Raw genomic sequence first — 15,188 nt, 5'->3', positions numbered from 1 at the left:
CATGCGGTTCGCATTCACCGAGGACCAGCAGACGTTCCGGGCGCAGGTGCGGCAGGCGCTGCGCTCCCCCGAGGTACGCGCCGCCGCGGCACAGGCCACCGGCGCGCACGGCGTCGAGCCGGACGCCCGTCCGCTGTACCGGCTGCTCGGGCGGCTGGGCCTGCTCGCCGTGCACTGGCCGGTCGAGTTCGGCGGCGCGGGCCGTCCGCCGACCGACGCGGCGATCGTGGCCGAGGAGTTGGTGCGGGCCGGCGTGCCGGACACCTTCCACGTCAACACCATCCAGATCGTCGGCCAGTTCCTGCTCATGGCGGGCAGCGAGGAGCAGAAGCGCCGGTACCTGCCGGCGCTGGCCCGCGGGGAGAGCTTCGCCTCGGTGCTGTACACCGAGCCGGACGCGGCCTCGGACCTCGGGGCGCTGCGCGCGGTGGCCGAGCCCGAGGGCGACGACTACCGGATCACCGGGACGAAGGTGTTCAGTCTCAAGACCCGCTTCGTCGACCTCGGGCTGTGCGCGGCCCGGACCACGCCGGGCGCGGGGAAGTACCAGGGCATCAGTCTGTTCCTGGTCGACATGACGGCCCCCGGCGTCACGGTGTCGGTGATCCCCGGCATCGGCGACGAGCACTTCCACCGGGTGGACCTGGACTCGGTCCCGGTACCGGGCGGCAACCTGATCGGGCCGCGCGACGGCGGCTGGCCGCTGCTCAACGAGGCCCTGGCCGTCGAACGCACCGGCCTCGACTACTACCTCAAGGCCGAGCGCTGGTTCGACGCGGCACTCGACGCGCTGCTCGACGCCGACCCCGACTCCGGCCACGAGGACCGTCTGGAGCAGATCGGCCGCTGGCACGGGGCGCTGACGGCCGACCACGTGCTGTCCTGGGAGGTCCTCACCGGCCTCGCCGCCGGCCGGGTCGACCAGCTCGCGGCGGCCGTCGCCAAGTACCACAGCAGCGAACTCGCGCAGTCCGTGGCGACCTGGGCGGTCGGCATCCCCACCCCCGCACAGCGGGCCGGCCGCACCAGGGAGGCGCTGATCCTGGACTCCGCCCACCGGGAGGCCCCGGGGCTCACGCTGTCGGCGGGCACCTCCGAGGTGATGCTCCAGATCGTGACCGCCGCGTTCGACTCCGCCGGACAGGAAGAGCACTGACATGAACCTGAACCCCGATCCGCTCCTGACCGAACTGCGCAAGGCACTGCGCAAGGGCCTGGCCGGCGTCGAGGCGCGCGGGGACCTGCACGGCGCGCCGGTCACCGACGGCGCCTCCGGCCCGACCCGGCCCGTGCTCGACGCCCTGCACGCGGCCGACTTCGAACGTCCCGTCTCCGCCGGCGGCCTCGGTCTCGGCCTCACCGCCGGAGTGTTGGTCAGCGAGGAGCTGGGCCGCGCGGCCCGCGGCAACTCCTACCGGGCCGACGCGCTGGCGGCCGAGCTGGGCCACCCGGCGGGCGCGGCACTGGCCGGGCTGGAGACGCTGCCGGCCGGTGACCGGGTCACCGCGACCCCGGTGCCGGGCGGCTGGGAACTCACCGGCACGGCCACGGTCGACGACCCCGCCGCCGCCCGCGTCCTGGTAGCCGTCCGGACCGGCGACGGGCCGGTGCTCGTCGCGGTGGAGCGCGGGGCGGCCGGCGTCGACGTCGACGACACCTGCTGGCCGCCGGCCGTCCGCCTCGACCGTACGCCGGTGTCCGCCGCGCACGTGGCCGGGCCGCTGGACGACTCCCCCACCGGCCCGCTGTCCCGGGCACGGCTGCGGCAGGCCGGGTATCTGCTCGGCATCGCGGCCGGCGCGCACCGCACCGCGGTCGAGTACGCCGGGTTCCGGCGGCAGTTCGGCACCCGGCTGCGCGACCTGCCGGCCGTCTCCTTCCCACTGGCGCGCGCCCTGGTGGCGGTGCGTGCCACCAGGGCGGCGGTGTACCGGGGCGCCTGGCTGGCCGACTCCGAGCCCGAGGCGGTCGGCACCGCGCCGGCCGCGGCCCTGGCGATGGCCGCCGAGACCGCCCGCGACGTGGTGCGGCTGAGCATGCAGAGCTGCGGAGTGCGCGCGATGACGGCGGAACTGGGCCTGCACCGGTACTACCGGCTGGCCGCGGCCGAGTCCGCCCGGTACGGCGACCCCGCCGCACTGTGGCGGGCGGTCGGCGCGGACCGCGTCCGCGCGGCGCGCCGGAACCGGGCGGCGGCGGGGTTCCCGGCGTGAGCCGAAGGGGGCGCCCCGGCGCTCCGGCGCTCCGGCGCCCCCTCGGTCCTCCGCGCCGCCGGAGCCTCCGCACCCCGGCGACCCTCTGCGTCCCCGCCGCCTGCGCGCCCTTCCGCTCTCCCGCTCTCCCGCTGCCTGGCCGACCTGCGGATCTGCGGATCTGCCGCTGAACGGGTCTGCGGACCGCGGCTGAGCATCTGCGGACCGCGGCTCAGCTGGCGCGCAGGCCGCCCTGCGACAGCGCCGGCTCGCCGCCGAACGACTGTTCCCCCGAGTGGATCAGACCGGTCCGGTAGGCCAGGGACACCAGCTCGGCGCGGTCTCGGACCCCGAGCTTGGTCCGCACCCGGTACAGATGCGTACGGACCGTGGCCTCGCCGATGATCAGCTCGCTGGCCACCTCCTCGGTGGACATGCCCAGCGCGACCATCCGGGTCACCTCCCGCTCCCGCGGGGTCAGTTCGGTCACCTCCGGGCAGGCCACCGGTTCCTGCGGCTCGGGCTGCGCGCGGAACCAGCTGACCAGCCGCTCCGCGATGCTGGGCGCGAGCAGGGTCTGTCCCGCGGCCGCCGCCTGGATCGCGGCGATCAGCTCCTGCGGGCTGGCGGCCTTGCCGAGCAGGCAGCTCGCTCCCGCGTGCAGCACGTCGCTGACCGTCTTGTCGGACTGGGACGCGGTGAACACGACGACGTTGGGCGAATCCTCCTCCTTGCCGAGCCGCCGGATCAGTTCGAGGCCGGAGATGGTCTGCAGCTCCAGATCGGTCACGACGACATCGGGACGCATGGTGCGCACCAGCACCATGGCTTCCATGCCGTTGTGGGTGGTGCCGATCACGTCGATCTCCGGCATCGCGTCGAGAAGGGTCTTGAGACCATCCGCGATGACAGGCAGTTGGTCACAGATGAGCACCCTGATGGTCATTGCGTTGCCCCTCCGAGGCCTGGGAACTAACGAGGCTCAGTCGTTGCCGTGGTTGTTGCGCGGCTCGGTGACCGTGTCGGCCGGCACCTCGGCGGCCATGACCTGCTGCTGAACCGTCACCGGCGCCTGGGCGGCGTGGGCGGCGGTGAGGCCGCCCAGCAGCGCGCTGAGGACGAGGGCCGGGCTGGCGGACAGAGCGAGACGGCGCATGAGCTGACTCCTTCGTGGAGACCGGATGTTCGACTGCGCCGATGCTGCCGATCTTCCTTCCCGGCCCGTTCCCCTCTCGACACCCGCCCGATCCCCCCGGTGAGGCACGGGTGGCGAGCGCGGTGGAATACGCGGTGCGACGCACGGGGCCCCTGGGCCGTCGGGGAGGCGTTCGACGCCTCGACCCGGCGGCCCAGGGGCCCCGTTGTCTCACCCTGCGCGCAGACTCAGCGCTTGAGGGTGAAGGTGAAATCGTCGGAGAGCTTCCCGCTCAGCCGGACGGAGGAGACGAGCTTGCCGTCGTTGATCAGCTTCTCGACGCCGGCCCGTGTGAGGCCGCAGCCCTCGGCTATCAGCCGCGTCGGCCGGACGGGTATGCGCGCCGCGAACCGGACCGAGACGTCGACGACCTCGCGGTCCGGGTGGGCCGGTCCGCCGGTCTCCAGGCGCCAGGCGTCCGACCAGTCGAGGTCGATGTGGTTGCGGCGCCGCAGGGCCGGGTCGTTCAGCAACTCGGCGGCCAGGCCGGGGTCGTTGTCGTGCACGCGGTCCAGTACGTCGGGGCGTACGGATCTCACGTTCATGCGTTCCATGACCGTGAGCTTCGTGGTGTCCCCGCACCCCGTGCACAGGGCGAGGAGCCAGATGTCGATGAGTTTGTGATTGGCGTTGGCGCGGAATTTGCCGGTCGTCCGGAACGTGTCGGACGCGCACACGTGGCAGCGGCGGCGAATGAGCGGGAGACGGACAGGTTTGACCACCCACTTTTCGATGACAGCAACACTGCTCGACTGGGTTTCGGACATTTCACCGCCAGATACTGTTGAGCGATCGGCACATCGTCACCGGGGACCCCGGGCGACGTGTGTCGGCCGTGTGCCGGCAAGTACGACGGACGTTACGGACGGGCTGGCGCCCCGCGCGTCCGCGTGCGGATCAACCGGCACGACACAGGGCGATGACATGCGTCCGCTGCGTCTGCGTATCCCGCTTACCCGGACGCGGGACCGCGGCCGGCCGGGCGGATGTCCGTGACCAGGTCGCGGCGCGCGTCGGCCACCCGCACCCGGGTCAGCTCCGGTGTCGCTCCCTCGACCACCACGTACGCACGGCGGTTGCGCCGGTCGCCGACCGGCGCGACCCAGTCGCCGGTGCGGTAGGGGAAGCGGGCGCCGCGGACCCAGGGGGTCACCGCGATCAGCTCCGTGCCGGTGTACGTCTCCAGGCGTCCCTCGGGCAGCAGGAAGAAGCCGACCTCCGCGTACCGGTGGGCGGGCCCCACCACCGGCCGGCTGCCGAGCAGGCCGGCGAAGACCGCCGCCTCCGGGTCGAAGCCGCGCGCGATGTCGATCAGCAGCGGGATGCGGTCGCCGCCGAGGTGCGCCCGGCAGGACACGATCCGCGGCCCGAGCGGCAGCAGCGCCACTTGTGTGTGGGCGGGTCCGGACCGGTATCCGCTCTCGGTCAGCAGGTCCACGACCTCCACCTCGATGATCTTGCGCACGGCCTCGTCCAGCGGCGCCGGGTGCAGGTGACCGGTCAGGTGGAAGTCCGGTGGCCCGGTGGTGCGTTGGGCCGTCAGTCCGAGCACGTGGTGGGTGCCGTCCACGGTCAGCGTCTCGACGCTCACCCTGGGCGCCTCCGCGGGGATCCAGTCGTCCGACTCGCAGACCTGGAGCCGTTCGTAGACCTCCGGCGCGTTCGGGGTCAGGCCCAGCCGCCACGCCTCCCGGACGACCGGGAGGACCGAACTGCCGTCTCCGCAGTGCAGGATCGCGTCGAGGTCGTGGGTCCGCGCGGTCCGCGCGATGAGTTCGCACAGTCCGCTCTCGTCGCCGAAATCGGTGAGCAGCAGTTCCTCGGAGACCTCTTCGAGGTGCGACCGCATATCCGCGTCAAGCTGCGCGGGATCCCACAACGACCAGATACGGATTCCCAGCTCGGTTCCCTTGCGCACCAGTTGGTGATGCGGCATGACCAGCAGCAGCCTGAATTGGGAGCTTCTCGCGGAGTGTGCGCGCATGAGCCTCAGTGTGCAGGGGCCACTTCCCCCGCAATTCCCTTCGGATTACCTGTGTTTCCCGGGTTTCCCTCCGCTTCCCTCGCGCGGACGCCGTACGTGTCCGCCGCCGGGGGTGCCCGGCGCCGAGGGCGGAGGCTAGCCGGCCGACGTCGCGGCCTCGTTCCGCTCGGTGGCGCCATTCTGCTCGGTGGCGCCGGCCCGCCCGGCCGCTTCACCCCGCTGGCCGGCTTGATTTCGCCCGGCCGTTTCATCCCGTTCGCCGGCCCCGTCCCGCCCGGCGGGCTCGACAGGCCCGCCGGTCTCCGCAGACCCGGCGGCCTCGGCAGACCCGGCGGCCTCGGCAGACCCGGCGGTCTCCGCAGATTCGGCGCCCTCGGTCCGCTCCGCGAACAGCCGGCGCGCGCCGAAGGCCAGCGCCGCGACCCCGAGCATGGTGACAGCCGCTCCGAAGAACGGCGCCCAGGTGCCGTACGCGCCGAGCGCGAGGCCGCCCAGCTGCGAGCCGATCGCCGAGCCGCCCACGCTGACCGTGATGGCCCAGGTGTACGCCTCGGTGACGTAACCCGCCCGCGCGGTACGGGAGATCAGCTCGTACGAGAGCGCGGTCACCGGTGCCTGCAGCAGGCCGAGCGCGACGAGCGCCACACTCATCGACCAGTTGTCCCAGGCGGCCAGCACCAGCCCGGAGGCGGCGCTGAGGGCGAGCAGGCCCCAGGCGAAGACGGCCTCCACGGGCATGCGGATGGTGCGGCTGCCGTACCAGAGCCCGCCGAGGATGCCGCCGACACCCCACACGCCGAAGACGAGCCCGATCTGGCCGGCGGAGCCGTGCTCCTCGACGAAGGCCGGCACCGCGACGCTGTACGCGCCCGTGGCGCATCCGGCGACGAGCAGCAGGACCAGCAGCCGCACCAGCGCCGCGGAGCGGAGCGCGCCCAGCGGGTCGCGCTTGCCCGTGCCGGTGTCGACCCGCCGCTCCCGCGAGGCCTGGGTCGTCGCGAACCCGATCGCGCCCACGCTGGTGAGCACGGCACCGACGACGAGCGCCGCACCCGCGCTGCCCCAGATCAGCACCAGGCTGAACAGCAGCGGTCCGCCGATCACGAAGACCTCGCCCAGCACCGCCTCCAGCGAGAGGCCCACTCGCTCGGTGTTGCCCGGCGCGCTCCACAGGGAGCGGATGCAGCCGCTGAGCGGGGGCATCGCGGCACCGGCGACGACCGCGCACGCCAGCTGCAGGACCACTGCCTCGGGGTCGGCGACCACGAGGCCGATCAGGGCCAGCGGATAGACCGCGCCGGTGACCAGCAGCACGGGCGGCTGCCCGTACTTGTCGACGGCCCGGGCGACGAACGGCGCGAGGAACGCCCCGCCCAGGCTGTACCCGGACAGGAGCAGGCCGGCCTGGAAGTAGCTGAGACCCCGTGACGCGGTGAAGACCACCATGGAGACGGAGATCAGATAGATCGGGAGCCGGCCGACGACGCTCCAGAACAGCGGGGCGCGCATGACCTTGTCGTGCACGATCGCCGCGAAGGGGTTCTTGGCGGGGCCCTCCGCGGGGCCCTTCGCGGGACGGGGCTCGGCGGTGTCGTCCGCTCGGGTCGCCGGCGGATCCACGCTGTCGCTGGTGCTCGGTGAGTCTACGGACGGGGTGGGCGACATGATGGCTCGCAATTCTCGCGGGCGTCCCCGGGGCCGGGGCCGCCCGCGGTCGGGTGACGGTTGCTTACTCCGGACCGGCGGTCCCTGCCGGGACTGCCGGGACCGGACGCTCCTGACACAGCCGCGCGGCTCGGCGGACCAGGCTCTCGCCGCTGCGGACGGACCAGGACAGCCGGGAGCCGCGCGCGGCGACGGACCCCACGTAGGGGGCCGGCAGCGGGAGGTCGCGCAGCGTGTAGTCCGCCGGGCGGCCGAGGGCCGCGGGGAGCGCGAGCAGCGTCGTGCCGTGCACCTCGACGTGTCGCGGATGCACCGCCAGCCCCTTCCCCACGGCCTTCAGCACGGCCTCCTTGCGCGTCCACAGCCGGGCGAAGTCCGCGTAGGTGCGGCAGCTCGCGCGTTCCCGCGCCGACAGCGCCGCGACCAGCGGCTGCTCCCTGGCCGTGGCGTCCTCGACGTCGACGCCGACCGCCCGGTCCGCGACGGCGAGCACGGCGAGCGAGCCGCTGTGCGCGAGCGAGAAGTCCGGCCGCGGGCCGGACGTCTCCACGACCGGCTTCCCGTGCGCCGGGTCGTCACAGTGGGCGCAGGTCCGGTCGAACCGCAGGGACGCCGGATCGCGGCCCAGTTCCGCACCGAGGACGAGGCGCGCCAGCACCCACGCGGCGAGGGAACGCCTGCGGTCCGCCGGGACCGCGATCCGCCGGTGGCGGGCCCGGTCGCGCTCGTCCAGGAGGACGGCGAGTGATTCGGGCACCTGGTCGACGCCGACGTACCAGACGTCAGCCATGGACGCTCCGCTCCTTCACGTGGACTCACTCCTGCCGGTGCTCGTGCCTTCCTGGCCGCTTCTAGCGGCCGAGGTAGGCCGTGCGGTGCTCCGGGCCCTCCGCCAGGAACGCCGCGACGGCCGCGCGGTGGTCCTCGGTGCGCACCACCTCGGCCGCGGTCGAGGCGAGCACCTCGTCGGCGGCCGGGACCCCGCCGTCGAGGTAGGCGCGGACGATCCGTTTGGTCGCCGCGTGCGCCACGCTCGGTCCGGTGGCCAGCCGCATCGCGTAGGCGTGCGCGGCCTTGTGGAATCCGGCGGGCTCGAACAGCGCGTTGACGACACCCCACGCGGCGAGTTCCGAGCCGCGGTACAGGTCGCCGGTCATCACCAGCTCGCGGGCGCGCGCCGGGCCGGCGCGCTCGGCGAGTCGCTGGGTGCCGCCCATGGCCGGAGTGAAGGCGACCTTGCGCTCGACGAGGCCGAACCTCGCGGAGCCCGTCGCGACGATCAGGTCGCAGGCGAGCGCGAGCTCGAACGCGGCCGTCAGCGTCAGCGAGTGCGCGGCGAACACCGTCGGGCACGGCAGCGCCTCCAGCACCTGGGTGATCCGCAGCTGCCGCGCCCAGAACGACTCCGCGTCGGCCGGGTCGGTGTCGGCGAACACCCGCACGTCGACGCCCGCGCTGACCACCCGCCCCTGCGCCCTGACGAGCAGGGCGCGAGGCGGATCGTCCGAGAGCCGCGCGAGCTGGGCCTCCCAGGCCTCCCACATCGCGAGGTCGAACAGGTTCAGCGGGGGGCTGTCCAGGGTGAGGATGGCGAGCGGACCGTCGCGGGTCAGGCGCAGCGGCGGGTTCACGCGACGTTCCGGTAGACGCTGATGGCGTTGTTGCCGCCGAAGCCGAACGCGTTGTTCTGCACGTACCGCAGCCGCGGCATCGCCAGCGGCGCACCGGTGACCAGGTTCAGACCGCCGTCGACCTCCGTGGCGTCCACCGCCGTCGGCGGCACCAGCCGGTGGCGCATCGTCAGGCAGGACGCCACGGCGCCCGCCGCGCCGGCCGCGCCCATCAGGTGCCCGACCGTTCCCTTGATCGCGGTGACCGCGGCGCGCGGGTAGACCTCGGTGAAGATGCCGCCCTCGACGGCGTCGTTGGCCCGGCTGCCGGTGCCGTGCGCGAAGATCACGTCGATGTCGTCGGCGGTGATCCCGGCCTCGGCGAGCGCGCGGCGGTGGCACGCCTCGACGCCGTCGCGGTCGGGTGCCGTCGGATGGCTCGCGTCGTTGCTGATCGCCGTCGCGAGGAGCTCGGCGTACGGCTGCTGTCCGGGGCGCAGCGCGTCCTCCGTCTGCAGCACCAGGACGCCGGCGCCCTCGGACGGGGTCACATAGCGCCGGTCGACGGAGAACGGCCGGCACCGCTGGGCGCCGATGGTCTGCAGCGAGCTGAACCCGATGATGTTCTTCTCGGAGTACGGATCGCAGCCGCCGACGACGGCGGTGTCGGCGACACCGCTGCGCAGCATCTCCATGGCACAGGACACCGCGACGTTCGCCGAGGCGCAGGTGCTCTGCGTGGTGAACGCCGGCCCCCGGGCGCCGACGGCCGTCGCGACGTCCTCCGTGATCGAGTAGCTGGAGAAGCCGCCCGTCTCGTCGATGTCCCTGCGGCCCGCGACGAGGTCCTCGAGCGCGTCGGCCTGACCGTCGCTGGTGCCGATGCACACCACGGCGTCGCGCACCAGGTCGTCGCCGCGTTCCAGGCCCGCGTCGCGGAGCGCTTCGAGGGCCGCGTACTCGGCGAACACCGAGGCGGCCCGCGGCCGAGCGCGCGTGCGCTCGCTGACCTGCTCCAGCGCGATGTCCCAGGCGTCCTTGGGCACCCGGCCGCCGAGCGTGCCCGCCTTCATGCCCGGATACAGCGGGGTGAGGTCGGTGAACCGGTTCCGTGCCGCGCACAGGTCGTCCCAGAACGGGGTGGTGCCGGCGCCGGCCGGGGAGATGATCCCCAGACCGGTGACGAAGATGCGTGCTGACCTATTCACCGCGGCCTCCGTTGTGTGCCGTGCCGGCGCTCTGCCTGGTGACGGTCAGCGCGCCGCGGCGGGCGCGCGGGCCCCGGCAGGTGAGCACGGCCCGCTGACCTACGTCCAAGGTGGTGATCAGTTCGAGGAACTCGGCGGTGACGAAGGCGCCGTTGCGGTCGTCGGACCGGTGCGCCCCGATCCGCCCGCCGGGTTCCGGGCTCTCGTCGCCGTCGGGGGTGAAGTCGAACTCCGCGCGGAACTCGCCGCCCTTGACGAACGTCGCGTGGGTCACCCCGGACCGGCAGCGCAGGCCGTGGGGTTCGCGCCCGGCGTCCAGCAGGGCTTCCGGGGAGTAGACGTCGCCGACCAGCACCTTGCTGGTCGACGACCGGTCGACGGCGAGCGCGAGCAGGGCCTGCCAGATCGCCATCACGGGGGTGAGCAGACCCGCGTTGAGCGTCAGGTTCCGGCCGGTGGCGCCGATGCCGAGGTTGACGAAGGCCGACGCCGAGCTCGATGTCGCGTTCGGGAAGTGCTTGGCGGACAGCATCCTGCCGTCGGTTTCCGCCCGTCGCTGCAGCCGGGCCAGTGCTGCGGTGTTGCCGTACTCGGTGCCGATCACCACGGTGTCGTCGGTGCGGGTCTGCGGCGCGTCGTCGTGGGTACGGGCGAGGTACAGGCACAGGCGGGTGAAGGAGTCGCGGAACTGGTCACCGATGGTTCCGATGGTCGCGGCCAGATCCGACGGAGGTTCGGCCAGTTCTCCTGGCTCTTCCCCGGGTTGCTGTCCGCACAGCGCGACCTGACGGAGACTGAACTCGAACACACGGCACTCCGTTGATTCAGGTTGATTGCGAAAAGAGGGACGGGGAGGCTCAGGAGACCGGGGTCGCGGACAGTTCGCGGACATGGCGCTGAAGGTCGGCGACGGTGGCGAAGTTGCCGATGGAGTCCTCGCCGATCTTGATGCCGAGCGCCTCTTCCACGTGCATCACCAGGTCGATCATCCCCAGGGAATCGATGCCCAGCTCGGACCTGAGGTTCTGCTCGCCGGTGATCTCGAATTCTTCCGGCAGTTCGGCGACGCCCCTGAGAGCCTTGACGAGCTTTTCATCGAGAATGTCAGACATTTCCCCTCCTTGGGATAGCCGAACAGGCACTGAACGTGACCGAGTCTGGCAGGGGAGGGGGTGCCCCGCAGTAATCAGGAGACTTACTCGGGAAGGCAATGGTCAGCGAAATGCTGCTTCCCGGACAATCCCCGTGCGGACGCGCCGAATGAGGGGACGATCATACCGTCCGCTGTGAAACAATGGCGGAGAGTTTGAGGAGTTTCCCATGCCGCTCGATCCGACCTACGCGATGATCAGGCGTTATCGCGAGGTGACTGGATTCACCCCGCTGTACAAGATGTCGGTGGAAGAGGCCCGCCGCGCGGATGCGGAGACCGAAGCGGCGAACTGGGACTGGCACGAGCACCCGGAAGAGGTGTTCGACGTGGACTTCACCGGCCCGGCCGGCCCGCAGACGGTCAGGGTGTACCGCCCGCGCAGCGACGAACCGCTGCCGATGGTGCTGTACTTCAACGGCGGCGGCTTCGTCGTCGGCTCCCTGAGCACCTCGGACTCGATCTGCCGCGCCCTGGCCACCATGGTGCCCTGCGTCGTGGTGTCCGTGGGCTACCGGCTCGCACCCGAGGACCCCTTCCCGGCGGCTGTCGACGACTGCTTCACCGCCGTGAAATGGGCGGCCGAACATGCCGCCGAGTTCGGTGCGGACAATCGCCGCATCGCCGTCGCGGGAGACAGCGCCGGTGGCAATCTGGCCGCGACCATGGCCCTGATGGCGCGGGACGAGAAAGGGCCGGAGCTTTCCGCCCAGGTATTGGTCTATCCGCCGCTGCACAACAATATGGCGTCGAAGTCCATGCGCGAGAACAAGGACCCGATGTTCTTCAACGCCCATTCCAGCGCGTGGTTCTGGAATCACTATCTCGCCGACCCCGCCGACGGCGACTCCCCGTATGCCTCACCGCTCAAAGCGGCCGACCACAGCGGACTTCCCGCCGCGTTGATACTGACCGCCGAACTGTGCCCCGTACGGGACGAGGGCGAGGCGTACGCCAAGGCGCTCACCGCCGCCGGCGTACCGGTCGAGCACCACGACTACGAGGGCCTGCCGCACGGATTCCTGGCGGTGGCGGCGAAGCTCCAGCGGTCCCGGGACGCGCTGGCCCTGATCGCCGGCTACCTGCGGCAGCGCCTGAACGCCGGCGACGAGAACGTCCCCGTCCTGACGGCGAACCAGGCGGTGCCCACCGGTATCTGAGCGACGACGGCGACCCGCCGGCAGATCCCACGACGCGGCAGGGCTCCTGGGTCGGTCCACCGGCGACGATCACGCTCGCCGGCTCACCGACCAGGAGCCCTGCCGCATGCTCAGGTGGGCCCGCAGAGCCGAAATCTGCAGGCCCGCCCTGGGGCTCAATGCCCTCGCTCGGCCCCGCCGTTGACCTGGATCACCTGCGAGGTGATGTGCCCGGCGGCGGGAGAGGCCAGCCAGTGCAGGGTTTCGGCGACGTCCTCGGGGGTGCCCGCGCGCCCGTTGGAGGTCTCGGCGATCCACATCGCCCGCCGGTCCTCGGGCGGACGCCCGCCGAAGAACCCGGTGTCCTCGATGTAGCCGGGCGCCACCAGGTTCACCGTGATCCCCCGCGGGCCCAGGACCCGGGCCAGCTCATGGGCGTACGGGTGGAGCGCGGCCTTCGACGCCGCGTACGGGCTCGAACTCGACCCGCGGTAGGCGGCGATGGAGCTGAGGAAGAGCACGCGGCCGCCGGGCGAGGCGAGATGGTCGCGCAGCGCCTCCGTCAGCAGGGCGGTCGTGAGCGTGTTGATGCGGAAGTTGACGGTCCAGTCGTGCGCGATCGCATCCAGCGGATCGTCCGAGGCGGCCGGGGGCTCGAGCGCGCCGTTGCCGCCCACGCTGTGGATCAGCACATCGACCCGCCCGTCCAGCTCCGCGGTCACGAACTCCCGTACGCCCCGCACGTCCGCGGGTTCGGTGAGGTCGGCCGCGTGCACGAGCGCGCCCGGCACCCCGGCCTTCTCCAGCACCTCACGCCGCCGCCCGAGCAGCAGCACCCGGTCCCCGCCCGCCGCGAACTGCCGCGCGGCCGCGAGCCCGATCCCCGTTCCCCCACCGCTGATCACCACATTGCGCGTCATGCGATGATCGTACGTCGAAGATCTTCCACACGGGCCCGGACCGCACGACCGGCCGCCGCTACACGTTGAAGCGGAACTCCACCACGTCCCCGTCCTGCATCACATAGTCCTTGCCCTCCATGCGCGCCTTGCCCTTGGCGCGGGCCTCGGCGACCGAGCCGGCCTCGACGAGGTCGTCGAAGGAGATGACCTCGGCCTTGATGAAGCCCTTCTGGAAGTCGGTGTGGATGACTCCGGCGGCCTCGGGGGCGGTGGCGCCCTTCTTGATGGTCCAGGCGCGGGATTCCTTGGGGCCGGCCGTGAGGTAGGTCTGCAGGCCCAGGGTGTCGAAGCCGACGCGGGCGAGGGTGGCGAGGCCGGGCTCGGTGGCGCCGACGGACTCCAGCAGCTCCATCGCGTCCGCCTCGTCCAGCTCGGCGAGGTCCGCCTCCAGCTTGGCGTTCAGGAAGATCGCCTCCGCCGGGGCGACCAGGGCGCGCTGCTCGTTCTTGAAGTCCTCGTCGGTCAGCTCGTCCTCGTCGACGTTGAAGACGTAGAGGAACGGCTTGGTGGTGAGCAGGTGCAGGTCGTGCAGGAGCTCCGCGCGCTCGCTGCCCTGGACGATGCCGTGCGCGAAGAGGGTGTCGCCCCTCTCCAGGATCTCCTTGGCCTCTTCGACGGCCTTGACCTTGGGCGCGACGTCCTTCTTGATCCGCGACTCCTTCTGGAGGCGGGGCAGGACCTTCTCGATGGTCTGGAGGTCGGCGAGGATCAGCTCGGTGTTGATCGTCTCGATGTCGTCCTTGGGCGAGACCTTGCCGTCGACGTGGACGACGTTCTCGTCCTTGAAGGCGCGGATGACCTGGCAGATCGCGTCGGACTCGCGGATGTTCGCGAGGAACTTGTTGCCCAGGCCCTCACCCTCGGACGCCCCGCGCACGATGCCCGCGATGTCCACGAAGTCGACCGTCGCCGGCAGGACGCGCTCCGACTTGAAGATCTCGGCCAGCTTCGCCAGGCGGGGGTCGGGGACGCCGACCACACCGACGTTGGGCTCGATCGTGGCGAACGGGTAGTTGGCCGCCAGCACGTCGTTCTTGGTCAGGGCGTTGAACAGGGTCGACTTGCCGACATTCGGCAGACCGACGATTCCGATCGTGAGCGACACGTTGCGACTTCCCGTACGTGAGAGATGAGGACTGGCAGAGTGGGCCGATCCACCAGTCTACGGGGTACCTGTCGGGGACCGGCGATGCGTCGGACGCTGCGCCGAGCCGGGCGCACGGCGTGTCGGACGGGCTATTCGGCACATAAAACGACCTAAGTTGGGCCAGTGGAGCAACACAGGACACGTTCCCCTCAGCAGCACGGACCGCGCCGCGGCACCTCGCCGCCCCTGCCGCCGCAGGCGACACGAGGCGGCGGGGGCCGTCCGCCCGCGCCCCGGCAAGGCTCGCAGCAGCCGAAGCAGGGCGCGCAACAGCCGCCGCAAGGTGCACAGCAGCCCCGGCAGCCGCGTTCGCAGCCGCCGCGGCCGCCGGCGCGGCCGGCCTCGCCGGCCCGTCCGGCACGGTCCGGGCGGCCCGCACCGCAGCGGGACGCGACATCCGTCCGCCGGCCCGCTCCCCCGCCCGCCCGGGCGCCGCGCCGGCTGCCCAATCCGCGGCTGACCGGGCTGGGCTGCGGCCTGTTCTGCGGCACGCTGATGCTCACCCTCGGCTTCCTCGACCGGCTGCTCTTCGGGGCCTCGCCCCTCGTGTACGGCGTGCTGTTCCTGCCGGTGTGCGTGCTGACCGGGCTCTGGGTGCGCCGCGGCGACCTGGTGACCGCGCCGGTCGTCGTCCCGATCGCCTTCGCCCTCGGCCTGTTCCCGATCACCCACGCCGACGGCTTCGGCTCCCGCCTCATGGCCCTGTTCACCGCGCTGGCCACGCAGGCCGGCTGGCTGTACGGCGGCACGCTGATCGTCGGTTCGATCGTCACCGTGCGGAAGGTGAGGCTGATGGCCCAGCGGGCCGCGGTGGCCCGCCGCCGGCCGGCCACCGGCGCCTAGGTCCTGTCTGATAATCGATCTTGTGGTGGGTCGGGGTGAGTTGACGGATGCGGCGTGGGAGCGGATAGCGCCGCTGCTGCCTGGTGTTGACGG

General features: G+C 72.1%; 16 protein-coding genes. 4 read left to right on the top strand and 12 right to left on the bottom strand.

Annotation, left to right across the window (positions count from 1 at the left end):
* Nucleotide 1 precedes the first annotated feature (1 nt).
* Together G7Z13_RS22770 and G7Z13_RS22765 are read left to right on the top strand one after the other, a co-directional pair.
* Nucleotides 2-1,156: an acyl-CoA dehydrogenase family protein gene (locus tag G7Z13_RS22770; RefSeq protein WP_166002089.1), complete on the top strand. Its 1,155-nt coding sequence runs from the start codon at nt 2-4 to the stop codon at nt 1,154-1,156.
* Nucleotide 1,157: 1 nt separating this feature from the next.
* Complete coding sequence (locus tag G7Z13_RS22765) at nt 1,158-2,213, top strand: acyl-CoA dehydrogenase family protein (protein WP_166002088.1); 1,056 nt, start codon at nt 1,158-1,160, stop codon at nt 2,211-2,213.
* A 211-nt stretch (nt 2,214-2,424) separates the two neighbouring features.
* Here G7Z13_RS22765 and G7Z13_RS22760 read toward each other — a convergent pair whose 3' ends face one another.
* From G7Z13_RS22760 to G7Z13_RS22715, 10 genes are all read right to left on the bottom strand, one after another.
* On the bottom strand, nt 2,425-3,138 hold the full coding sequence (locus G7Z13_RS22760) for a response regulator transcription factor (protein WP_166002087.1): 714 nt from the start codon (nt 3,136-3,138) through the stop codon (nt 2,425-2,427).
* Nucleotides 3,139-3,174: 36 nt separating this feature from the next.
* Nucleotides 3,175-3,348, bottom strand: coding sequence for a hypothetical protein (locus G7Z13_RS22755; protein WP_166002086.1), 174 nt, complete (start codon nt 3,346-3,348; stop codon nt 3,175-3,177).
* 227 nt (nt 3,349-3,575) lie between these two features.
* Complete coding sequence (locus G7Z13_RS22750; protein ID WP_166002085.1) at nt 3,576-4,154, bottom strand: DUF1062 domain-containing protein; 579 nt, start codon at nt 4,152-4,154, stop codon at nt 3,576-3,578.
* A 185-nt stretch (nt 4,155-4,339) separates the two neighbouring features.
* Nucleotides 4,340-5,371, bottom strand: coding sequence for a phosphoribosylglycinamide synthetase (locus G7Z13_RS22745; protein WP_166002084.1), 1,032 nt, complete (start codon nt 5,369-5,371; stop codon nt 4,340-4,342).
* Between the two features lie 135 nt (nt 5,372-5,506).
* Nucleotides 5,507-6,991, bottom strand: coding sequence for an MFS transporter (locus G7Z13_RS22740; RefSeq protein WP_206313127.1), 1,485 nt, complete (start codon nt 6,989-6,991; stop codon nt 5,507-5,509).
* A 109-nt stretch (nt 6,992-7,100) separates the two neighbouring features.
* Nucleotides 7,101-7,826 (bottom strand): 4'-phosphopantetheinyl transferase superfamily protein, encoded by a 726-nt coding sequence (locus G7Z13_RS22735; protein ID WP_166002083.1) that lies wholly within the window; start codon nt 7,824-7,826, stop codon nt 7,101-7,103.
* A 61-nt stretch (nt 7,827-7,887) separates the two neighbouring features.
* Nucleotides 7,888-8,667 carry an enoyl-CoA hydratase/isomerase family protein gene (locus tag G7Z13_RS22730; RefSeq protein WP_166002082.1) on the bottom strand — a complete coding sequence of 260 codons (780 nt, stop codon included), beginning with the start codon at nt 8,665-8,667 and terminating at the stop codon, nt 7,888-7,890.
* Nucleotides 8,664-9,854: a beta-ketoacyl synthase N-terminal-like domain-containing protein gene (locus tag G7Z13_RS22725; RefSeq protein ID WP_166002081.1), complete on the bottom strand. Its 1,191-nt coding sequence runs from the start codon at nt 9,852-9,854 to the stop codon at nt 8,664-8,666. Before G7Z13_RS22725 ends, G7Z13_RS22730 begins: the two co-directional genes overlap by 4 nt.
* Complete coding sequence (locus tag G7Z13_RS22720; RefSeq protein ID WP_166002080.1) at nt 9,847-10,662, bottom strand: hypothetical protein; 816 nt, start codon at nt 10,660-10,662, stop codon at nt 9,847-9,849. The genes G7Z13_RS22725 and G7Z13_RS22720 overlap by 8 nt, the downstream gene beginning before the upstream one ends.
* 49 nt (nt 10,663-10,711) lie before the next feature.
* Nucleotides 10,712-10,966, bottom strand: coding sequence for an acyl carrier protein (locus G7Z13_RS22715; RefSeq protein WP_166002079.1), 255 nt, complete (start codon nt 10,964-10,966; stop codon nt 10,712-10,714).
* A 208-nt stretch (nt 10,967-11,174) separates the two neighbouring features.
* Between G7Z13_RS22715 and G7Z13_RS22710 the strand changes: the two genes are divergently transcribed.
* Entirely contained in the window at nt 11,175-12,164 is a 990-nt protein-coding gene (locus tag G7Z13_RS22710; RefSeq protein WP_166002078.1) for an alpha/beta hydrolase, read from the top strand.
* 155 nt (nt 12,165-12,319) lie between these two features.
* Here the strand turns inward: G7Z13_RS22710 and G7Z13_RS22705 are convergent, their stop codons facing one another.
* On the bottom strand, nt 12,320-13,063 hold the full coding sequence (locus G7Z13_RS22705) for an SDR family oxidoreductase (RefSeq protein ID WP_166002077.1): 744 nt from the start codon (nt 13,061-13,063) through the stop codon (nt 12,320-12,322).
* Between the two features lie 58 nt (nt 13,064-13,121).
* Nucleotides 13,122-14,210: a redox-regulated ATPase YchF gene (gene ychF / locus G7Z13_RS22700; RefSeq protein ID WP_166002076.1), complete on the bottom strand. Its 1,089-nt coding sequence runs from the start codon at nt 14,208-14,210 to the stop codon at nt 13,122-13,124.
* Nucleotides 14,211-14,375: 165 nt separating this feature from the next.
* Between ychF and G7Z13_RS22695 the strand changes: the two genes are divergently transcribed.
* Nucleotides 14,376-15,095 (top strand): DUF6542 domain-containing protein, encoded by a 720-nt coding sequence (locus G7Z13_RS22695; protein WP_166002075.1) that lies wholly within the window; start codon nt 14,376-14,378, stop codon nt 15,093-15,095.
* Nucleotides 15,096-15,188 lie beyond the last annotated feature (93 nt).

Source organism: Streptomyces sp. JB150 (assembly GCF_011193355.1).
Lineage (GTDB): Bacteria > Actinomycetota > Actinomycetes > Streptomycetales > Streptomycetaceae > Streptomyces.
Note: the sequence above shows the minus strand (reverse complement) of the source record. Positions and strands in the feature narration are given on the sequence as shown.